17 protein-coding genes are annotated in these 21,032 nt (G+C 65.0%); 13 read left to right on the forward strand and 4 right to left on the reverse strand.

Going from position 1 to position 21,032, the window contains the following annotated elements:
• Positions 1-29: 29 nt before the first annotated feature.
• Positions 30-761 carry a GntR family transcriptional regulator gene (locus tag ACIA48_RS27310; protein WP_396738970.1) on the reverse strand — a complete coding sequence of 244 codons (732 nt, stop codon included), beginning with the start codon at positions 759-761 and terminating at the stop codon, positions 30-32.
• Between the two features lie 154 nt (positions 762-915).
• Here ACIA48_RS27310 and iolC point away from each other — a divergent pair, with 154 nt between their 5' ends.
• The 9 genes from iolC to ACIA48_RS27355 are packed head-to-tail and all read left to right on the forward strand — an operon-like array spanning position 916 to position 11,352.
• Entirely contained in the window at positions 916-1,887 is a 972-nt protein-coding gene (gene iolC / locus ACIA48_RS27315; RefSeq protein ID WP_396738972.1) for a 5-dehydro-2-deoxygluconokinase, read from the forward strand.
• Complete coding sequence (locus ACIA48_RS27320; protein WP_396738973.1) at positions 1,880-2,761, forward strand: aldolase; 882 nt, start codon at positions 1,880-1,882, stop codon at positions 2,759-2,761. The genes iolC and ACIA48_RS27320 overlap by 8 nt, the downstream gene beginning before the upstream one ends.
• A 2-nt stretch (positions 2,762-2,763) precedes the next feature.
• Positions 2,764-3,630 (forward strand): 5-deoxy-glucuronate isomerase, encoded by an 867-nt coding sequence (gene iolB / locus ACIA48_RS27325; protein WP_396738975.1) that lies wholly within the window; start codon positions 2,764-2,766, stop codon positions 3,628-3,630.
• Between the two features lie 3 nt (positions 3,631-3,633).
• Positions 3,634-5,583, forward strand: a complete 1,950-nt coding sequence (gene iolD / locus ACIA48_RS27330; protein WP_396738977.1) for a 3D-(3,5/4)-trihydroxycyclohexane-1,2-dione acylhydrolase (decyclizing) — start codon at positions 3,634-3,636, stop codon at positions 5,581-5,583.
• A gap of 11 nt (positions 5,584-5,594) precedes the next feature.
• A complete protein-coding gene (locus tag ACIA48_RS27335) occupies positions 5,595-6,500 on the forward strand; it encodes a sugar phosphate isomerase/epimerase family protein (RefSeq protein WP_396738979.1) in 906 nt (301 codons plus the stop codon).
• Positions 6,501-6,508: 8 nt separating this feature from the next.
• A complete protein-coding gene (locus ACIA48_RS27340; protein ID WP_396738981.1) occupies positions 6,509-7,540 on the forward strand; it encodes a Gfo/Idh/MocA family protein in 1,032 nt (343 codons plus the stop codon).
• A 1-nt stretch (position 7,541) separates the two neighbouring features.
• A complete protein-coding gene (locus ACIA48_RS27345) occupies positions 7,542-8,429 on the forward strand; it encodes a sugar phosphate isomerase/epimerase family protein (RefSeq protein ID WP_396738982.1) in 888 nt (295 codons plus the stop codon).
• A 2-nt stretch (positions 8,430-8,431) separates the two neighbouring features.
• Positions 8,432-9,925 (forward strand): CoA-acylating methylmalonate-semialdehyde dehydrogenase, encoded by a 1,494-nt coding sequence (locus tag ACIA48_RS27350; RefSeq protein ID WP_396738984.1) that lies wholly within the window; start codon positions 8,432-8,434, stop codon positions 9,923-9,925.
• A gap of 41 nt (positions 9,926-9,966) precedes the next feature.
• Positions 9,967-11,352, forward strand: a complete 1,386-nt coding sequence (locus tag ACIA48_RS27355) for an aspartate aminotransferase family protein (RefSeq protein ID WP_396738986.1) — start codon at positions 9,967-9,969, stop codon at positions 11,350-11,352.
• Positions 11,353-11,430: 78 nt separating this feature from the next.
• Here the strand turns inward: ACIA48_RS27355 and ACIA48_RS27360 are convergent, their stop codons facing one another.
• On the reverse strand, positions 11,431-13,605 hold the full coding sequence (locus tag ACIA48_RS27360) for a glutamine synthetase III (protein WP_396738988.1): 2,175 nt from the start codon (positions 13,603-13,605) through the stop codon (positions 11,431-11,433).
• A gap of 209 nt (positions 13,606-13,814) precedes the next feature.
• On the opposite strand from ACIA48_RS27360, the gene ACIA48_RS27365 reads away from it, so the two are divergent.
• The 4 genes from ACIA48_RS27365 (at position 13,815) to ACIA48_RS27380 (ending at position 19,157) form a co-directional block, all read left to right on the forward strand.
• A complete protein-coding gene (locus ACIA48_RS27365) occupies positions 13,815-15,218 on the forward strand; it encodes an HNH endonuclease signature motif containing protein (protein ID WP_396738990.1) in 1,404 nt (467 codons plus the stop codon).
• Between the two features lie 68 nt (positions 15,219-15,286).
• A complete protein-coding gene (locus ACIA48_RS27370; RefSeq protein ID WP_396738992.1) occupies positions 15,287-17,644 on the forward strand; it encodes an FdhF/YdeP family oxidoreductase in 2,358 nt (785 codons plus the stop codon).
• Entirely contained in the window at positions 17,644-18,468 is an 825-nt protein-coding gene (gene fdhD, locus ACIA48_RS27375) for a formate dehydrogenase accessory sulfurtransferase FdhD (protein ID WP_396738993.1), read from the forward strand. The genes ACIA48_RS27370 and fdhD overlap by 1 nt, the downstream gene beginning before the upstream one ends.
• 62 nt (positions 18,469-18,530) lie before the next feature.
• The gene (locus ACIA48_RS27380) at positions 18,531-19,157 is read left to right on the forward strand and encodes a TetR family transcriptional regulator (protein ID WP_396738995.1); all 627 of its coding nucleotides are present in this window, start codon (positions 18,531-18,533) and stop codon (positions 19,155-19,157) included.
• A gap of 1 nt (position 19,158) precedes the next feature.
• Here the strand turns inward: ACIA48_RS27380 and ACIA48_RS27385 are convergent, their stop codons facing one another.
• Positions 19,159-19,962, reverse strand: a complete 804-nt coding sequence (locus ACIA48_RS27385; RefSeq protein ID WP_396738997.1) for a glucose 1-dehydrogenase — start codon at positions 19,960-19,962, stop codon at positions 19,159-19,161.
• Positions 19,959-21,029, reverse strand: a complete 1,071-nt coding sequence (locus ACIA48_RS27390; protein ID WP_396738999.1) for a dihydrodipicolinate reductase — start codon at positions 21,027-21,029, stop codon at positions 19,959-19,961. The genes ACIA48_RS27385 and ACIA48_RS27390 overlap by 4 nt, the downstream gene beginning before the upstream one ends.
• Between the last annotated feature and the right edge of the window lie 3 nt (positions 21,030-21,032).

A 21,032-nucleotide genomic window follows, 5' to 3' on the forward strand; every position in this document is an offset into this window, starting at 1 on the left:
GACGAGTTCGCGCACGCTCGCGCAGAAAATCAGCGGTCGACCAAAGTGGTGTCGAAGTAGTAGCGCGATGCCCGGTAGCAATGGGTGCCGAACTCCACCGCACTTCCCGAGTCGTCGAAAGCGGTTCGGGTCATCGTCAGTAGCGGCGCATTCAGCTTCTCGCCCAACAACCGGGCTTCATTTCTGGTCGCCCCCTTTGCCCCGATGCGCTGACGAGCGAGACGGATGTGCACACCGCGGGACCGCAACGACTGGTACAGCCCGATGCTTTCCAGCTCTTCGGCATCAGGCGCGATCTCCACGGGCAGATGGTTGATCATCACCGCGAGCGGCTCGCCGTTCGCACACCGCAGCCGTTGAATGGATACGACCTCGCGATCCTCGGCGATGCTCAGTTCGCGGGCGACCTCCTCGTCGGGAAGCCCGACGCGGTAGTCCAGCAGCTGAGTCGTGGGCTCCTGGCCGGCGCGGGCGAGATCGTCGAAAAGGCTTGTCAGCTCGACCCGCCGGTGCACGGGGTTTTGCACGACCTGCGTTCCCACACCCCGCTTGCGGACCAGCAGACCTTTGTCGACGAGTTCCTGTATCGCACGTCTCGTCGTAGGCCGCGACAGCGTCAGTCGCTTCGCCAGCGCCAGCTCGTTCTCAAAGCGGTCGCCGGGAGAGAGTTCGCCATCCCGTATCGCCGCCTCAATTGCCTGGGCAAGCTGATAGTAGAGGGGAACAGGACTTGACCTGTCGAGCTCCACTGCCAAAGGCACGTCGTCTCCGATCTCGTGATGGACCAGACAAACAGTAGCTGAATCGTAGCATCGTTTGATCGAAAGATAGAATGTCAGGACAAACTATTGACACGGCGGAGTGATGACGGGCACAGTCATAGACAGCCGTCCCCTACTCGTGGAGAGCCGACCCTTGACGACCACTCAGCCACATGACGTACTCGCCATCGGGCGCTGCGGCGTCGACGTTTACCCCCTGCAGATCGGGGTCGGTCTGCAGGATGTCGAGACCTTCGGCAAGTTCCTCGGCGGCAGCGCCGCCAACGTCGCGGTCGCCGCGGCGCGCCTCGGCAACCGCTCGGCCCTGATCTCGGGCGTGGGCGCCGACCCGTTCGGGAAGTTCGTCAGCAACGAGCTGGCACGCCTGGGCGTCGACAACCGCTATGTCGTGACCAACGACGAATATCCGACGCCCGTCACCTTCTGCGAAATCTTCCCACCCGACGACTTCCCGCTGTACTTCTACCGCCGTCCGAAAGCCCCGGACCTGCAGATCAGCGCGGACGACATTGACACCGACGCCGTGCGCTCGGTGAAGCTCTACTGGTCGACCGTCACGGGACTGTCCGAAGAGCCAAGCCGCAGCGCGCATTTCGCCGCCTGGGAGATTCGCGACAGAGCACCGCTGACTGTCCTCGACCTTGACTACCGCCCGATGTTCTGGGAGTCGCCCGCGGCAGCCACCGAGCAGGTGCAGCGCGCACTGGCCCATGTCACCGTCGCGGTGGGCAACCGCGAGGAGTGCGAGATCGCCGTCGGCGAATCCAACCCGCACAAGGCCGCTGACGCGCTGCTGGACCTCGGCGTCCAGCTGGCGATCGTGAAGCAGGGGCCACGCGGTGTCCTCGGCAAGACCAAGCACAGCTCGGTGACGGTGCCTCCCAACGAGGTCGACGTCGTCAACGGGCTGGGCGCAGGAGATGCGTTCGGCGGGAGCCTCTGTCACGGCCTGCTGCACAACTGGTCTTTGGAGAAGACGCTGCGCTACGCCAACGCCGCGGGTGCCATCGTCGCCTCCCGGTTGGAGTGCTCGACCGCGATGCCGACCGCCGCCGAGGTGGCCGAGCTCGCCGAACGAACAGCGGCGGAGGCGGTCAATGTCTAGGGCACTCTGCACCGACTACGCGGCGATCACCGAGGTACGTGCCAGCGATCCCGACGCCATTTCCCGCGCCTGGCAGAACCGCATCACGCGGCCGACCATCCGGGGCAACGGCCGACTGATGATCGTCGCCGCCGACCACCCGGCCCGCGGCGCCCTCGCCGTCGGCACCCGCCCGACCGCGATGAACAGCCGCACCGACCTGCTCGACCGGTTGCGCGCCGCCCTCGCCGACCCGGGGGTTGACGGCGTGCTGGCCACCTCTGACATCCTCGACGACCTGGTGCTCCTCGGGGCGCTCGACGACAAGGTCGTGTTCTCGTCGTTCAATCGCGGCGGGCTCGCGGGCGCATCTTTCGAACTCGACGACCGGATGACGGCCGCCACCGCGGCATCCACCGCCGCGGCGAAAATGAACGGCGGAAAGATGTTGTGCCGCATAGACCTCGGCGACCCCGGGACCGTCGCCACCATAGCTGCGTGTGCGAAAGCGGTTGACGAACTGGCCGCGCACGGCCTCATCGCGATGCTCGAACCGTTCATGTCCAGCCGTATTGATGGCAAGGTCCGCAACGACCTGTCGCCAGATGCGGTGATCAAGTCGATTCACATCGGCCAAGGCATCGGTTCGACGTCCGCGTACACCTGGATGAAGCTGCCGGTCGTTGACGAGATGGACCGCGTGATGGAGGCGACGACGCTGCCCACGCTGCTGCTCGGCGGTGACCCCACCGATCCCGACGAAGCGTTCGCCAGCTGGGAGAAGGCGCTCGGATTGCCGTCGGTGCGTGGACTGATCGCCGGACGCACTTTGCTTTATCCGCCGGATGACGACGTCGCCTCCGCCGTCGCCACCGCAGTTTCGATGGTGAGGTGACAATGCACAGCAAGCTCTACATCCCCGCCCGCAGCGCGACGCTGCCGTACACGGTCGACATCACTCCGGAATCCGCAGGATGGACCGAATCTTCCTTGCAGGTAGTCGAATTGGACGACAGCCAAAGGGCCGAGCTCACCACCGCCGGCACCGAGGTGATGATTCTGCCGCTGGCAGGCGGCGGCGTCGTCGAGTCCGACGGCGACACGTTCGAGCTGACGCCGCGAGCGTCTGTGTTCGACGGGCCGTCCGACATGGTCTACATCGGCATCGACAAGGCATACGTGCTCGAGGGCGAGGGCCGATTCGCGATCTGCGGTGCCCGCGCGAAGAACGCTTTCCCGAATCGCCGCGTCGCCGCGGCCGATGTGTCGGTCGAACTGCGCGGCACCGGCAACTGCAGCCGTCAGGTGCACAACTTCGGCACCGCAGGAGTTTTCGAGGCCGACTCCCTGATCGCCTGTGAGGTCATCACCCCTGGTGGCAACTGGTCGAGCTACCCCGCGCACAAACACGACGAAACCACGCCCACGGAAACAGAACTCGAGGAGATCTACTACTTCGAGATCCAGGGCGGCCCCGACGGATCACGAGGCTTCGGATACCACCGCGTGTACGGAACACCGGACCGTCCGATCGAGGTGCTCGAAGAGGTGCGGACCGGAGATGTGGTGCTGGTGCCGCACGGCTATCACGGCCCGTCGGTCGCCGCGCCGGGCTATCACATGTACTACCTCAACGTCATGGCCGGCCCCGGCGCCGAGCGCGCCTGGAAGATCGTCGACGACCCGGAACACACCTGGCTGCGCGGTACCTGGGACGACCAGGCCGTCGACCCTCGCCTCCCCCTCCATCAGACAGGAGCCTGAACCGTGGTTTCCACCGCACCGAAACGGGCCGAGAAGACACCCGATTCCGAGGGCACCGTCCGACTGACCGTGGCGCAGGCGACGATTCGATTCCTGGCGAACCAGTACGTCGAACGTGACGGTGACCGCATCAAGTTCTTCGCGGGTGCCTTCGGGATCTTCGGACACGGCAACGTGGCCGGCCTCGGCCAGGCGCTGCTGCAGGACGAGGTCGAGGCGGTCGAAAGCGGCAGAGAACCCAGACTGAAGTACGTACTGGGCCGCAATGAGCAGGCCATGGTCCACACCGCCGTCGCCTACGCGAGGCAGAAGGACAGGCTGCAGACCTGGGCGGTCACCGCGAGTGTCGGACCCGGCTCGACGAACATGCTCACCGGCGCGGCCCTGGCGACCATCAACCGACTGCCTGTACTGCTGTTGCCCGCAGACACATTCGCCACCCGCGTGAGCGCACCGGTTCTCCAGGAGCTCGAGCTGCCGTCCTCAGGCGACGTCACGGTCAATGACGCGTTCAAACCGCTGTCCCGCTACTTCGACCGGGTGTGGCGCCCCGAGCAGCTGCCCGCCGCGCTGCTCGGCGCGATGCGCGTGCTCACCGATCCGGTCGAGACCGGTGCGGCGACCGTGTCCATCCCCCAGGACGTGCAGGCCGAGGCACATGACTGGCCGGAATCGCTGTTCGCCGAACGCACCTGGCATGTCGCACGGCCGCTACCGGAGAAGTCGGTGATCGCACGCGCGGCCGAGGTGATCCGTGCGGCGCGCAAGCCGCTGATCGTGGCCGGCGGCGGTGTCGTCTACTCCGGTGCGACCGAGGCGCTGTCCGCGTTGTGCGAGAAGACTGGGATCCCCGTCGGGATGAGCCAGGCAGGCAAAGGCGCTCTGCCCTTTGACCACCCGCAGTGCGTGGGCGCCGTCGGATCGACTGGCACCACAGCTGCCAACGCGCTCGCCACCGAAGCCGACGTGGTGATCGGAATCGGTACGCGCTACAGCGATTTCACCTCCGCGTCGCGCACCGCGTTCAACAATCCGGACGTCAGGTTCGTCAACGTCAATGTGGCGTCGCTGGACTCGGTCAAACAGGGCGGGCTACCCGTGGTCGCCGATGCCCGAGAAGCGATCGAGGCATTGGACGCCGCGCTCGGTGACTACCGGGTTGCCGACGACTACCTCGCCCGCACCGCGGCTCTGGCCAAGGAGTGGGACGACATCGTCTCGGGTGTCTACGCCGTCGAGGACGGCGCGGTCTTGAACCAGAACCAGGTGATCGGCCTCGCGAACACGCTCAGCGATCCACGCGACGTCGTCGTCTGCGCCGCCGGATCGATGCCTGGCGATCTACACAAGCTCTGGCGGACACGGGATCCCAAGGGATACCACGTCGAGTACGGGTACTCCTGCATGGGCTACGAGGTCGCAGGCGGCCTCGGCGTCCGGATGGCCGACGAGACGCGCGACGTGTTCGTCATGGTCGGCGACGGGTCCTATCTGATGATGGCAACCGAACTGGTGACCGCCGTCCAGGAAGGCCTCAAGGTCATCGTGGTGCTGGTGCAGAACCACGGCTTCGCGTCAATCGGATCGTTGTCGGAAGCCCTTGGCTCACAGCGGTTCGGCACCGCATACCGCTACCGCGACAACGACGGCCGCCTCGACGGCGACAAGCTGCCGGTGGATCTCGCCGCCAACGCGGCCAGCCTCGGCGCCGACGTCGTCAAGGTCGGCACCGCCGCGGAGTTCGCCGATGCCGTGAAGGTGGCCAAGGCCAGCGATCGCACCACGGTGATCCACGTCGAGACCGATCCGCTGATTCCCGCGCCGGACAGCGAGTCCTGGTGGGACGTGCCGGTGTCCGAGGTCTCCACCCTGACTTCCACCCAGGAGGCGTACGAGAAGTACGCCGAATGGAAGAAGATCCAACGCCCCCTGATCAACCCGACAGACCGATAGGACGAAATACGTTGAGCATCATTACTGTTGGATCAGCACCCGACTCGTGGGGCGTATGGTTCCCCGACGATCCCGGCCAGACGCCGTACGCCCGCTTCCTTGACGAGGTGGCCGCGTCGGGTTATGAGTGGATCGAGCTCGGACCGTTCGGCTACCTGCCGACGGATCCACAGAAGCTGTCCGACGAACTCGCGTCGCGCAACCTCAAGCTTTCGGCGGGCACGGTTTTCGAGCACCTGCACCAGGATCATTCGTGGGATGCCGTCTGGACGCAGATCGAAGACGTTGCGCGACTGACAGCGGCCGTCGGCGGCAAGCACGTCGTCGTCATCCCCGAGATGTGGCGGGACCCTTCCACGGGCGCGGTGCTCGAGGACCGCAACCTCACGCCAGAACAGTGGCGCAAGAAGACCGAGGGTATGAACGAGCTCGGCAAGGCGATGTTCGAGAAGTACGGCGTCCGTGCGCAATACCACCCGCACGCGGACAGCCACGTCGACACCGAGGAGAACGTTTACCGCTTCCTCGACGGCACCGACGGCGAGTTCGTCAACCTGTGCCTGGACACCGGCCACATCAGCTACTGCGGTGGCGACAACATCGCGATCATCCGCCGCGCACCCGAACGCATCGGCTACCTGCACCTCAAGCAGGTCGATCCCGAGGTTCGCGCGAAGGTCGAGGCCGAGGACCTGCCGTTCGGTGAGGCAGTCAAGCTCGGCGCGATGATCGAACCCCCGCTTGGTATCCCGGAGATGCCGCCGCTGCTGGCCGAGATCGAGCGGCTCGGCATCGATGTGTTCGCGATCGTCGAGCAGGACATGTACCCCTGCGAGGTCGACGCTCCCCTGCCCATCGCCCAGCGCACACGGTCCTATCTCGGCTCGTGCGGCGTACCGTCCGTCCGTTTCAACTAGGAGAGCTCGTGTCTGACTTACGTGTAGCCGTTCTGGGTGTCGGCGTGATGGGCGCGGACCACGTGGCCCGGCTGAGCAGCAGAATCTCCGGCGCCCGGGTCTCGGTGGTCAACGACTACATCACCGAGAAGGCCGAGCAGATCGCCGCGAATGTCGACGGCTGTCGTGCCATCGTCGACCCGCTCGACGCCATCGCCGATCCGGACGTTGATGCGGTGGTGCTCGCGACGCCCGGTCCGACCCACGAGAAGCAATTACTGGCGTGCCTGGAGCACGGCAAGCCCGTGCTCTGCGAGAAGCCGTTGACCACTGATATCGAGACCTCGCTGGCCGTGGTGAAGCGGGAAGCCGAACTCGGCAAGCGGTTGATCCAGGTGGGGTTCATGCGCCGGTTCGACCACGAGTACGCACATCTGAAGGCGCTGCTGGATGGCGGTGAACTCGGGCGTGCGCTGGTCCTGCACTGTGCGCATCGCAACCCGGCCGTGCCCCCAACATTCGACAGCGCGATGGTGGTGCGTGACTCGCTGGTGCATGAAGTGGACGTCACACGGTTCCTGTTCGACGAGGAGATCGCCTCGATCCAAATCGTCAAGCCGGCCGCCAATCCCGGTGCACCGCGGGGTCTCGCCGACCCGCAGATCGCGATCATGCGCACAACGTCGGGCAAGCATGTGGACGTCGAACTGTTCGTGACGACCGGTGTGGCGTACGAGGTGCGCACAGAGGTGGTGGCCGAAAAGGGCAGCGCCATGATCGGACTCGATGTCGGGCTCGTGCGCAAGAGCGCGTCCGGTCATTGGGGTGGCCAGATCACGCCCGGATTCCGCGAACGCTTTGGCCAGGCATATGACACGGAGTTCCAGCGCTGGGTAGACGCCGTGCAACGAGGGGGTGCAACCCAGGACTACACAGACGGCCCCACAGCATGGGACGGCTACGCCGCCGCGGCGGTCTGTGAGGCCGGCGTCGAGTCGCTCAACAGTGGACTGCCCGTCGAGGTCAAGATGGTCGATCGCGCATCGATTTCTGGAGCGTGACATGAAGATCGCACTCGACCCCACCCCGTTCCACCACGACTACGAGCTGCTCGCCTGCCCGAAGCTGGTGGCGGAGTTGGGCTATGAGTACCTGCAGCTGACACCCCACCGGGATTTCATCCCGTTCTTCAATCATCCACGGGCTGACGACGATCTGGTCGCGAAGTTCCGCAAGGCGTGTGCGGACGCAGGCGTGGGCATCGCCTCGGTACTGCCGGTGCTGCGGTGGTCAGGTCCTGACGAGGACGCGCGCGAGGCGGCGGTACGCAACTGGAAGCGCGTCGTGCAGATCACGGTCGACCTCGGTGTCAACGTAATCAACACCGAGTTTTCCGGCAGGCCCGAGAAGGCCGAGGAATCCGAGCGGGCATTCTTCCGATCGATGGAGGAACTCGTGCCGATCTTCGAGCGCGAGGGCATCGACGTCCGGATCGACCCGCACCCAGACGATTTCGTCGAGGACGGTATGGAGGCGCTGCGCATCATCCGCGGCGTGAACTCCCCCAACATCGGCATGGTGTACGTCGCGTGCCACACGTTCCATATGGGGGGCACTATGGGCTCGAACATGACCGAGATCATGCGTGCCGCCGGCGACAAACTGCGTCTGGTGCACGTCGCCGACACGATGGATCACCACCGCAGCCACGGCCTGCGCTACATCACGAATCCGCCGGGCAATCCGGTGCGGGTGCACCAGCACTTGAAGATCGGCGACGGCGACGTCGACTGGGACGAGTTTTTCGGTGGCCTGGCCGAAATCGGCTTTTACGACCGCCCGGACACCGTGATGGTGTCGTCGGTGTTCGCCGAGGACGAGACCGCGCACGACGTCTCGCGCTACCAACTCAAGACCATGACCGAATACGTATCGAAGTACGGGAAGTAGACATGAGCAAGACCATCAGCCACTGGAACAACAACGAGGCCTTCGCAGGCACCAGCACCGCCACCGCCCCGGTGACCAATCCCGCGACCGGCGAGGTGACCGGGCAGGTCGCACTGGCCAGCGTGGAGGATGCGCGCGCGGTGATCGACTCCGCAGCCGCCGCATTCCCGGAGTGGCGCGACACGTCACTGGCCAAGCGTACGCAGATTCTCTTCAAATTCAGGGAACTGCTCAACGAGCGCAAGGGTGAGCTGGCCGAGATCATCACCAGCGAGCACGGCAAGGTCGTCTCCGATGCGCTCGGCGAGGTCAGCCGAGGCCAGGAAGTCGTCGAGTTCGCCTGCGGTATCCCGCATCTGCTCAAGGGCGGGTTCACCGAGAACGCGTCGACGAAGGTCGACGTCTTCTCCATCCGCCAGCCGCTGGGCGTGGTGGGCGTGGTCAGCCCGTTCAACTTCCCCGCGATGGTCCCGATGTGGTTCTTCCCCCTCGCGATCGCGACGGGTAACACCGTCGTGCTCAAGCCGTCGGAGAAGGATCCGAGCGCGTCACTGTGGCTGGCCGAACTGTGGGCCGAAGCGGGCCTGCCGCCGGGTGTGTTCAACGTGCTGCAGGGCGACAAGTCCGCTGTCGACGAAATACTGACAAACCCGAAGGTCAAGTCGGTGTCGTTCGTCGGGTCCACCCCGATCGCGAAGTACGTCTACGCCACCGGAACCGCCAACGACAAGCGCGTGCAGGCCCTTGGCGGCGCGAAGAACCACGCCGTCATCCTCCCGGACGCCGACCTGGACCTGGCTGCCGACGCAATGGTCAACGCCGGCTTCGGTTCTGCCGGCGAGCGCTGCATGGCGATCTCCGCGTGCGTCGCGGTCGGCCCGATCGCCGACGACTTGGTGGCCAAGATTGCCGAGCGCGCGGCGGGCATCAAGACCGGCGACGGCACAAAGGATTCCGACATGGGTCCGCTGGTCACCAAGGCGCACCGCGACAAGGTCGCGTCGTACATCGATGCAGGCGAGGCCGACGGCGCGAAGATCGTGGTCGACGGTCGCACCGTGAAGGCAGACGGAGGCCAGGACGGGTTCTGGCTGGGCCCCACGCTGATCGACCACGTCACGCCCGAAATGAGTGTGTACACCGACGAGATCTTCGGTCCGGTCTTGTCGGTCGTCCGCGTCGAAAGCTATGACGACGCAATGGACCTGGTGAACTCCAACCCGTACGGCAACGGCACAGCGATCTTCACCAACGACGGCGGTGCCGCGCGGCGCTTCCAGAACGAGGTCCAGGTCGGGATGGTCGGCATCAACGTGCCGATCCCTGTCCCGATGGCCTACTACAGCTTCGGTGGATGGAAGGCGTCGCTGTTCGGCGACAGCCATGCCCACGGCATGGACGGTGTGCAGTTCTTCACCCGGCAGAAGGCGATCACCAGCCGCTGGCTTGACCCCAGCCACGGCGGGATCGAACTTGGCTTCCCGCAGAACCAGTGATCAGGCGGCATCGACCGGGTATCGGACTAGGCTTCCCTGCCATGACAGGCTCCACCGGTCCCCAACCGCTACCCAACGGGCAGGCTCTCTCGGCGGCGATCGCCGAGGGCGTGCGCGCATACGAGCTCGATCGCGAGCATGTATTCCACTCGTGGTCGGCACAGGCAGCGCTGAAACCGATGACTGTGCTCGCGGCTGAGGGTTCCTACGTGTGGGACGGCGACGGCAACAGGTTGCTGGACTTCTCGTCGCAGATGGTCAACACCAACATCGGTCATCAGCACCCGAAAGTCGTTGCCGCCATTGCCGAACAAGCCGCAAAACTGTGCACGATCGCGCCCGCACACGTCAACGCCGCCCGCTCGGAGGCCGCACGGTTGATCGCCCAGCGGACGCCGGGTGACCTCAACCGCGTGTTCTTCACCAACGGTGGAGCCGACGCCGTCGAACACGCCGTGCGGATGGCCCGGTTGCACACTGGCCGGTACAAGGTGCTGGCGCGCTACCGGTCGTATCACGGTGGCACCGATACCGCGGTGAACCTGACCGGCGACCCACGCCGGTGGCCCAACGACTACGGCACCAGCGGCGTCGTGCACTTCAACGGGCCTTTCCTGTACCGCTCCTCGTTCCATTCTGAAACCGAAGAGCAGGAGACGGAGCGGGCTCTCGAGCACCTCGAACGGCTGATCCAGATGGAGAACCCGCTGTCGTTCGCGGCGCTGATCCTCGAGTCGGTGCCCGGAACCGCGGGCATCATGGTGCCGCCACCCGGCTATATGAAGGGTGCCCGCGAGATCTGCGATCGCTACGGCATCGTCTTCATCGCCGACGAGGTGATGGCGGGCTTCGGACGCACCGGAAAGTGGTTTGCCATCCAGCATTTCGACGTCGTGCCCGACCTGATCACGTTCGCCAAGGGGGTCACCTCGGGCTACGTGCCGCTGGGGGGTGTCGCGATCAACGAGTCGATCGCGAAGACCTTCGCCGACCGGCCCTACCCGGGCGGTCTGACGTACTCGGGTCATCCGCTGGCGACGGGCTGCGCAGTCGCCACCATCAACGCGATGGAGGACGAGGGCATGGTCACCAACGCCGCGCGCATCGGTGCCGACGTCCTCGGGCCCGGACTGCGCGAGTTGGCTGCCAAGCACCCGTCGGTCGGCGAAGTACGCGGCCTTGGCGTGTTCTGGGCGATCGAACTGGTCGCCAACCAGCAGACCCGTGAGCCCTTGGCCCCGTATGGAGGAAGCAGCCCGGCGATGGGCGAGACGCTCGCGGCGTGTAAGGCCAATGGCCTGCTGCCGTTCGCGAACTTCAACCGCATTCACGCGGTGCCGCCGTGCAATGTCAGCGATGCCGAGGTGGCTGAAGGGCTGCGCATGCTCGACGCGGCGCTGACAGTCGCCGACGGCCACACCACCTGACGTGAATCGCCGAGTGTGGGAGTTGCGGTTACCAGGGCCCGAGTGGCTCGGACCTGACCCCCACACTCGGCGAAATCTCTACAGGATGTAAAGCATCTCCTGGTAGGTCGGCAGCGGCCAGAGATCATCGGCCACAACGCCTTCCAGCGTGTCGGCGGCGGCGCGCACCGCGTCCATCTTCGGCAGGAGGCTCTGCGCGTGCGCGGCCTCGTCAGCGGCGGAGTCCCCTACGTGTTCGGCCAGGCCGGCCTTCAGTGCCGCCAGCGCCGCCGTCAGCTCCGATATCGGCGTGCTGACCGCCTCCAGCATCGTCATATCCGGATCGATCCCCGCCGCCTTGAGCGCCGCGACGTTCTGCGCCAGCTCGGTCTGATACCGGATGGCTGCGGGCAGGATGACCGTCGACCCCAGTTCCAGTGCGAGTTTGGCCTCGACGCCGATCGTCAGCGCATACATCTCGAGCCGGACCTCGTAGCGGCTGTGCAATTCGCGCTCGCTGAACACGGAGTACTTCTCGAACAGCTCGATGGACTCGGGCTTGATCAGCTCGGGCAGCGCATCGAGCGTCGTCTTCAGGTTCGGCAGTCCGCGCTCGGCGGCCTCGATCTGCCAGTTCTCCGAGTATCCGTCACCGTTGAACACCACGGCACCGTGCTCGGTGATGATGTCGGTCAACAGCTTCTGGACCGCCTCGTCGAAGTCCTCGCCGTTCTCGACAGCCTTCTCGAGCACGGTCGCCATGTAGTCGAGCGATTCAGCCATGATCGTGTTGAGCATCATCATCGGCACTGCGACGGTCTGACCCGAGCCCGGTGCGCGGAACTCGAACCGGTTGCCGGTGAACGCGAAGGGGCTGGTGCGGTTGCGGTCGCCCGGATCAGTCGGCAGCACCGGCAGGGTGTCGCAGCCTATGATCATGCTGCCCTTGCCCTTTGACGACGTCGCTGCGCCCTTGGCGATCTGCTCGAACACGTCGGCCAGCTGATCGCCGAGGAAGATCGAGATGATCGCCGGCGGCGCCTCGTTGGCACCGAGCCGGTGGTCGTTGGTCGCCGAAGCCACCGAAACCCGAAGCAGGCCCGCGTATTTGTGGACCGCGCGAATCACCGCGGCGCAAAACACGAGGAACTGCGCGTTCTCGTGTGGCGTATCACCGGGTACCAGCAGCGAGCCCAAGTCGGCGTTGCCCAGCGAGAAGTTGACGTGCTTGCCCGACCCGTTGACACCGGCAAACGGCTTCTCGTGGAACAGGCATTCCATGCCGTGCTTCTTCGCAAGCGTCTTGAAGACCGTCATCAACAGCTGCTGGTGGTCCGAGGCGATGTTGCCGCGCTCGAACATCGGAGCGATCTCGAATTGTCCTGGCGCAACCTCGTTGTGGCGGGTCTTGGCCGGGATGCCGAGCTTGAACAGCTCCCGCTCGGTGTCCATCATGAAGCCCAGCACGCGTTCGGGCACCGCACCGAAGTAGTGGTCGTCGAACTCCTGGCCCTTCGGCGGCTTCGCACCGAACAGCGTGCGGCCCGCGTTGACGAGGTCGGGGCGGGCGAGGAAGAAATGCCGGTCGACGAGGAAGTACTCCTGCTCGGGACCGCAGAACGCGACGATCTTCGCGACGTTGTCGTGGCCGAACAGCTTCAGGATCCGTTCGGCGTGGGTGCCCATCGCCTGCTGACTGCGCAGCAGTGGCGTCTTGTAGTCCAGCGCCTCACCGGTCATCGACACGAAAACCGTTGGGATACACAATGTGTTGCCGTTCGGATTCTCCAGGATATAGGCCGGGCTGGTGACGTCCCAACCGGTGTAACCGCGGGCCTCGAACGTGCTGCGCAGTCCGCCGGACGGGAAGCTGGACGCGTCCGGCTCACCCTGGATCAGCGTCTTACCCGCGAACTCCGCGAGTGTCTCACCGTCGGAGACAGGCTCGAGGAAGCTGTCGTGCTTCTCCGCTGTCAGCCCGGTCATCGGATAGAAAACGTGGGCGTAGTGCGTGGCACCCTTCGACAGTGCCCAGTCCTTCATCGCCGAGGCGACTGAATCGGCGACCGCCGGATCGAGCTTCGCACCCTTCTCGATCGTGGCGACGACGGACTTGTACACCGACTTGGGCAGCCGCAGCCGCATCTCGGCCATGGTGAACACGTTGGAGCCGAAGATCGCGCCCGGCTCTTCGCCCGGCACGAAGCTGATGGCTGGAGGCACGTACGCCTCGACGTTGTTGATCGCCTGTAGCCGCACTGCATTTCCGCTCACTGGACTTCCTATCGCTCTCGCCCGCACCCTTTGCGGACCATGACCGGCCCACACTAGGAAGGTCGCGTTCCAGGATTGTTACGCCGCCGTCACCGACAGAATTTGTTTGCTCGAGCCTGCGAGGGTCCCGCGGCCGTGGTTTCACTCAAATCCGTTGCGTCACTTTAGTTTCAGGTGTCACATCGGCGGGCCGGCTTGTCGGTGGTCGAATGTATGTTCGAATCATGTTGGCGACCCCGGTTCAGGTGGCGATGGCCGCACTGCGGTCCGCGCACGAATCGTTGGCCGCCTGCGACCTGGAAGCCCTGACGCAACGCGAACTCTTGGGCCTGCTCGACGAGCTCGAAACGTTGTCGTGCCAGCTACCCAGCCAGTGGCATCGCGCCCTGGCGCGATTGCAAGCTGAGACGACACCCAAAGAGTTGGGTGCCAAGAACTGGAAGGACGTGCTGAAGATTCGGTGGCGGATCTCAGCCAGTGAAGCCAACCGGCGCCTGGCCGAGGCTGCGGTGCTGGGGCCGCGGCGCGCGTTGACCGGTGAACCGTTGGCGCCTGCGCTGGCCGCGACCGCGGCTGCGCAAGCCGCCGGGTCGATCAATGGTGAGCATGTCGAGCAGATCCGCGAGGCGATGGGCAACATTCCGGGGTTTGTGGACGCCGCGACGCGTGAGGAGATCGAACGCGATCTGGTGCGCATCGCCGAAGGTGTCGGGCCGACGGAGTTGAAGAAAGCCGCCCGCGACATCGTGTTCCTGTTGGATCAGGACGGCCCGGCACCCGAGGATGCTGAACGTAAGAGGAAGCGCGGCGTGGTCACCGGTCCGCAGCGGCGCGACGGCATGGTCGCGATCAAGGGCGACCTGACCCCTGAGGCGTGGGCGATCCTCGAACCCATCCTGGCGAAGTGGGCCGCACCGGGCATGTGTAATCCCGACGACGACGAAGCGTGTGTCAGCGGCACGCCATCACAGGCCCAGATCGACGGCGATCACCGCAGCCTGGCCCAACGCCAACACGACGCCCTGATCGCGATCGGGCGCAATGCCTTGGAGTCCGGGGCGTTGGGTCAGCACAACGGACTACCAACGTCGATCATCATCCGCACCACGCTGCAAGACCTCGAATCCCGGGCGGGCGTGGGCACTACCGGTGGCGGCTCGATGCTGCCGATCAAGGACGTCATCCGCCTGGCCGCCCACGCCAACCACTACCTCGCGGTGTTCGACAAAGCGACCGGGTCAGCGCTGGACCTGTTCCGGTCTCGCCGCACCGCCTCCCCGGCCCAGCGGATCATGCTCATCGCCCGCGACGGGGGATGCACCAAACCCTGCTGCAGCGTGGGCGCTTACGGCGCCCAGGTCCACCATGCGCTGGCCGATTGGGCCGATGGCGGCAATACCAACGTCAACGACATGACCCTGGCCTGCGGCCCCGACAACCGCCTCGTCGGACCCGGCGGCTGGACCACCACCATCAACAACCACGGCGACGTCGAATGGGCCCCACCACTACACCTCGACACCGGACAAACCCGCATCAACTACTACCACCGCCCCGAACTACTCCTCCGCCCACCAGAAGAGCCAGATGGAAACAGCGAACGTGGACCATGAAAGTTCGCATACACGCGTTGTCACACGGGTAGCCCGGTGAGGAGAACACCACGACCTAGGCTGGGCATATGCGGTTAGGCAAACGGCGCGACGTCACCCACGATTTCGATGCGAGTTACGACGAGCACGCGGTTGTCACTACCGGCCGGGAGCGCGAGGCTGCCGGGGTCAAGGCTGTCATGGTTTCGCTGCAACGCGGCCTCAAATCGATGGGAGCATGGCGGACCGGCGCATCGTTGGTGCGGCTCAATCAGCGCCATGGTTTCGACTGCCCCGGCTGCGCATGGCCGGAGGAGCATGGTGGTCGCAAGTTCGCCGAGTTCTGCGAGAACGGTGCGAAAGCCGTCGCCGAGGAGGCCACCAAGCGCGTCGTTACACCCGACTTCTTCGCGCGCCACTCGATCGCCGACCTCGACGGCCAACCTGAGTACTGGCTGTCCCAGCAAGGCCGACTGACTCATCCGATGGTGCTGCGCCCCGGCGACGATCACTACCGCGCCATCGAATGGGACGACGCCTACCGTCTGATCGCCGACGAGTTGCGGGCGCTCGACCATCCCGACGAAGCCGTCTTCTATACCTCGGGGCGCACCAGCAACGAGGCGGCGTTCCTCTACCAGCTGATGGTCCGCAGCTTCGGCACGAACAACCTGCCCGACTGCTCCAACATGTGCCACGAATCCTCGGGCGCAGCGTTGATCGAAGCGATCGGCGTCGGCAAGGGGTCGGTCACTGTGGACGACGTCGCCAATGCCGACCTCATCGTGATCGCCGGCCAGAATCCCGGCACGAATCATCCCCGAATGTTGTCGGTGCTAGAGAAGGCGAAGGAGAACGGCGCCAAGATCATTGCGATCAATCCGCTCCCCGAGGCCGGGCTGATCAGGTTCAAGGATCCCCAGAAGGTGCACGGCGTCGTCGGCCACGGCATCCCGATCGCCGACGAGTTCGTCCAGATCCGCATCGGCGGCGACATGGCGTTGTTCGCCGGATTGGGCCGCCTGCTGTTCGAGGCCGACGATCGGGCACCCGGAACGGTGGTCGACCGCGACTTCATCGCACAGCATTGTGCGAACTTCGACGAGTACGAGGCGCAGACGCGGGCCGTCGACCTGGACACCGTGCTGGAGGCGACCGGAATCGAGCGCGCGCAACTCGAAAAGGTCGCGCAGATGATGGTCGACTCCGAGCGCACGATCGCGTGCTGGGCCATGGGACTTACCCAGCACAAGCACGCAGTGCCGATGATCTCGGAGATCACCAATGTGCTGCTGATGCGCGGCATGATCGGCAAGCCCGGTGCCGGATTGTGCCCGGTGCGTGGGCATTCCAATGTGCAGGGCGACCGCACGATGGGCATCTGGGAGAAGATGCCCGAGCAGTTCCTCGCCGCCCTCGACAAGCACTTCGGCATCGTCAGCCCGCGAAAGCACGGCGTCGACACTGTCGACGCGATTCGCGCCATGCGCGACGGCCGGGCGAAGGTCTTCATGGGCATGGGCGGCAACTTCGCGACGGCGACTCCGGATACCGCCGTCACCGAGGCCGCGCTGAGAAGTTGCTCCCTGACGGTGCAGGTGTCGACGAAGCTCAACCGCAGCCACGTGGTGCATGGTCGGACGGCGCTGATTCTGCCCTCACTCGGCCGCACCGACCGTGACACTCAACGCGGTGTCAAACAGCAAGTGTCCGTCGAAGATTCGATGTCGATGGTGCATCTGTCACGCGGCAGCCTCCGCCCGCCCAGCGACCAGGTCCGCAGCGAGGTCGCGATCATCTGCCAACTGGCGCGCACGCTTCTCGGGCCAGACCATCCGGTGCCGTGGGAGACGTTCAACGACGACTACGACACCATCCGCGGCGCGATCGAAGCCGTCGTGCCCGGCTGCGACAACTACAACCACAAGGTGCGCGCACCCGATGGATTTCAACTGCCCCACGGTCCGCGCGACGCACGCATATTCCCCACCAGCACAGGCAAAGCCAACTTCGCCGTGAACCCGCTGCAGTGGGTGCCCATCCCCGAGGGCAGGCTGATCCTGCAGACACTACGCAGCCACGACCAGTACAACACGACGATTTACGGCCTCGACGATCGCTACCGCGGCGTAAAGGGTGGTCGGCGAGTCGTTTTCGTCAACAAGATGGATATCGACCGGTTCGGACTGCACGAGGGTGACCGCGTCGATCTTGTTTCTGAGTTCCCTGCAGGCGACGGTGAACTGCAGGAGCGCCGCGCCAAGGACTTCATGGTGGTGGCGTACGAGACACCGGTCGGCAACGCGGCCGCCTACTATCCGGAGACCAACGCGCTGGTTCCCCTCGATCACGTTGCCGAGAAGTCGAATACACCGGTGTCGAAAGCGGTGGTGATCCGACTGGAATGCTCCGCAGGCGTGCGCGCTGAAGATCGCGTGGTCACCTAGTGGGTCGGGTAACGGCGCGGCGCCGAGTGCACCACGTCACCGCCGACGACGCCATCGCCCGGCCGGAGACCTTGGTGGTGGAGGAGCCCCTGGAGATCCGGATCAACGGCGCGCCCCTCACGATCACGATGCGGACCCCCGGTTCGGATGTTGAACTTGCACAGGGCTTTCTGCTCACCGAGGGCGTCATCGCCCACCGCGACGACGTACTCACCGTGCGTTATTGCAAGGTCGCGGGCACCGATCAGGTCAACACCTACAACGTGCTCGACGTGACCCTGGCGCCGCATGTGCCGCCACCCGACGTGGAACTGACCCGCAACTTCTATGCGACGTCGTCGTGTGGCGTCTGCGGCAAGGCCTCGCTCGATGCGGTGCGGACCATCAGCAAGCACGGCCCGGGTGACGATCCGACAACCGTCGCCGCCGAAACGCTGTCCGAACTCCCCGACCGCCTACGCGAGCAACAGAAGGTGTTCGCCAGCACCGGCGGACTGCACGGTGCCGCACTGTTCGACGTCGACGGCACCACATTGGCGGTGCGCGAAGACATCGGCCGCCACAACGCCGTCGACAAGGTCATCGGTTGGGCGCTGGAGAACGACCGGATACCGCTGAGCTCAACGGTTCTCCTGGTCAGCGGACGCGCGTCGTTCGAGCTCACCCAGAAGGCCGTGATGGCGGGCATCCCGGTACTCGCCGCGGTGTCCGCACCGTCCTCACTGGCCGTCGACCTCGCCAGCCAATCGGGCCTGACACTCGTCGCGTTCCTGCGCGGCGACTCGATGAACGTCTACACCAGGCCCGACCGCGTCAAGCACTAGCACTCCCCGAAAGTTACATCGAACTTGACAGTGACTGTCATCTTCTGAAGACTGTTGATCACATGTCCGATTCGATTCCGCTGCGCGAACGGCAGCGCAATGCACTTCGCGCCGAGATTCAGCATGCGGCGCTGCGCCTTTTCGCTGCAAAGGGTTTCGACAACGTCAACACCGAAGCAATCGCCGAAGAGGTCGGTATCTCGCCGAGTACCTTCTTTCGGCACGTACCGAGTAAGGAATACCTCTTGCTCGGAGCGACCCAGCGCGGACGTGAACAGATCGTCGCCAACTTCCGCGCCCGTCCCCCGGACGAGGACGTCGCAGACTCCATCGCAGCGGCCATCCTCGCTCGCACCGCGCAGTTCCTGGACGACGACAAGACTCTCGAACTGTGGCGTCGGGCGATGGCGTCGGCGCCGGCGGAGTTGCGGCGAGCCTCCCTGCTGAGCCGCGAGGACTGCGACGAACTCATCGAGGCAGTTGCCCTCCGCCTCAACGACTCTGCCGCTGCGTCTGACATCCGGGCCGGCGTATTGGTGCGGGCTACCGTCGCTGCAGTCGAGTACGCCTATGAATGGTGGCTCATGTACGACCAGAAAGAGTCACTGCACACCCTTACCGAGCGCGCGCTCCAGTTGGTGACCGGTGGGCTCGCAAGTCCTAAGCGGCCCGCACGACGCGGCCGATGATCTAGCGACTCGCACGCAGCGGCGGCGCTGGGACGTCGATGGCCGGCTGCTCGCAGCCTCCGTCGACGTGAAGCAACTTGCCGGTCACCCACGCCGACGCCGGTGAGGCCAGATACAGTGCGGCGCAGGCGATGTCCTTCGGCGTGCCGGGCCGACGCATCGGAGTGTTGGCCTCGAATTGCGCGCGCAGAGCGTCGTTGGTGAGCACGACCTCGAGCCCCTGGGTGGCGATACCGCCGACGATGATTCCGTTCACGCGAACCACAGGTGCAAGCTCAGCGGCGAGGTTGCGTGTCATTTGGTTGAGCGCGGCCTTACCCGCGCCGTACGCGACAAACGAACTCATCACCATGTCGGAGCACCGCGACGAGATGTTGACGATCGCTCCCCCGCCCGCGGTATCCGCCATCGCCTGCGCCGCAAGCTGACTCATCAGGAACGGCGCGGTGACGTTGAACTTCATCGCCATGTCGAAGTACCGCTCCGACGTCGTCATCGCCGGCCGAGGACCGGTCCCGCCCGCGTTGTTGACGAGAACATCCAGCCGGCCATAGTGCTCGACGGCGGAATCGATCAGCCTGCGCCGGTCGTCGTCGATGAGCACATCGCAGACGACGGCGAGCGCCTTGCCTCCGGCCTCCTCGATGGTTGTGACGACCTCGTCGAGGTCGGCTGCAGTGCGCGCACCGACCACAACGGTGGCTCCGGCCTCCGCAAGTCCTAGTGCTATACCGCGGCCGATACCCTTACCACCTCCGGTGACAACGGCGACGCGTCCCTCGAGCCGGAACTCGTCGAGGATCACTGGTTGCGGCCCAGCCCGTACTGCGGGGCTGCGCGGCCGGCCAACAGCGGCAGATCGAGATAGGTCTTGATGCCGGGATCGGCATCGACGACGTAAGGGATGGCGCTGACGCAGTGGTTGGCGGTGACCACGATGCCCGGATTCCGTACCAGCCCTTCCTCGATGGTGTCGGGCTGCAGACCCTTGAACGTGAGCAAGACATCGGGGTCACCGGTGATCTCGACCTCGAACCGTTCACCCTGCGGTCCGAAACTCCAGGCCGGGTCGAAATGCTCCTCGCCCATGAACCAGTTGACTGTTGCTGTGACGACCGGTGTCCCGTCCACGACCGCGCGCCAGTGGAACTTCCGCGCGGCGACCTGACCCGGTTCGATGACACCGACCGGAGTATCGATCGGCTGGGTGGCCACGGCAATCTCCTGCACCGACTCCAGTTCAGGATCGATGCCGAAACCCATCTCCGCCACGATCATTCGAACCGACGCCTTGAACCCCGCGCCCAGGAGATCGACGATCGGACCTGCCATGGCCTCTTCTGGCGACACGCCGAATCCCATGATGTAGCGCACCACGTCGGGTGCGTTGTAGGTGCGGATGTCGCTGAACTCCTCCGACCGCACATGCGTCACGCCCGCACTCAGCGCCGAGACCATCAGCGGAAAGCGCTCGGTGATGCCTCCGGGGTGAATACCGGTGCCGTGCAGCGTACTTCCGCCTTCGGCGCAGGCATCGAGGATGGCTTTGCAGTTATCGAGCTCGGGATAGACCCACCCGACGGGAGTGACTACGTTCTTACCTGAACGAAGGAGCGCGACGACCTCGTCCTCGTTCGGTAGGAGCGGACTGTAGACGACGCAGTCGGCCTCGAGAGCGAGGATGTCCTCCATGCTGGTCGTCGCCTTGACACCGATCGGGTCCCGGCCGATGAGATCGCCGACGTCCTTGCCGTGCTTGCTCTCTGAGTGCACCCAAGCGCCGACCAATTCGAGATCGGGATGCGCCAGCACGCCCTCGATCGCCGCTCGCCCAACACCACCGGTCGCCCACTGCACCACTCGAATCGCCATGAC

The sequence above is a fragment of the Mycobacterium sp. NPDC051804 genome (assembly GCF_044452905.1).
In the GTDB taxonomy this organism is placed as follows: domain Bacteria; phylum Actinomycetota; class Actinomycetes; order Mycobacteriales; family Mycobacteriaceae; genus Mycobacterium.

Coding starts and splice junctions, on each gene's coding strand:
- ACIA48_RS27320 (WP_396738973.1), top strand. CDS start 1,880: ATGTCTAGGGCACTCTGCACCGACTACGCGGCGATCACCGAGGTACGT.
- iolB (WP_396738975.1), top strand. CDS start 2,764: ATGCACAGCAAGCTCTACATCCCCGCCCGCAGCGCGACGCTGCCGTAC.
- ACIA48_RS27345 (WP_396738982.1), top strand. CDS start 7,542: ATGAAGATCGCACTCGACCCCACCCCGTTCCACCACGACTACGAGCTG.
- ACIA48_RS27350 (WP_396738984.1), top strand. CDS start 8,432: ATGAGCAAGACCATCAGCCACTGGAACAACAACGAGGCCTTCGCAGGC.
- ACIA48_RS27355 (WP_396738986.1), top strand. CDS start 9,967: ATGACAGGCTCCACCGGTCCCCAACCGCTACCCAACGGGCAGGCTCTC.
- ACIA48_RS27365 (WP_396738990.1), top strand. CDS start 13,815: ATGTATGTTCGAATCATGTTGGCGACCCCGGTTCAGGTGGCGATGGCC.
- ACIA48_RS27370 (WP_396738992.1), top strand. CDS start 15,287: ATGCGGTTAGGCAAACGGCGCGACGTCACCCACGATTTCGATGCGAGT.
- ACIA48_RS27380 (WP_396738995.1), top strand. CDS start 18,531: ATGTCCGATTCGATTCCGCTGCGCGAACGGCAGCGCAATGCACTTCGC.
- ACIA48_RS27390 (WP_396738999.1), bottom strand. CDS start 21,029: ATGGCGATTCGAGTGGTGCAGTGGGCGACCGGTGGTGTTGGGCGAGCG.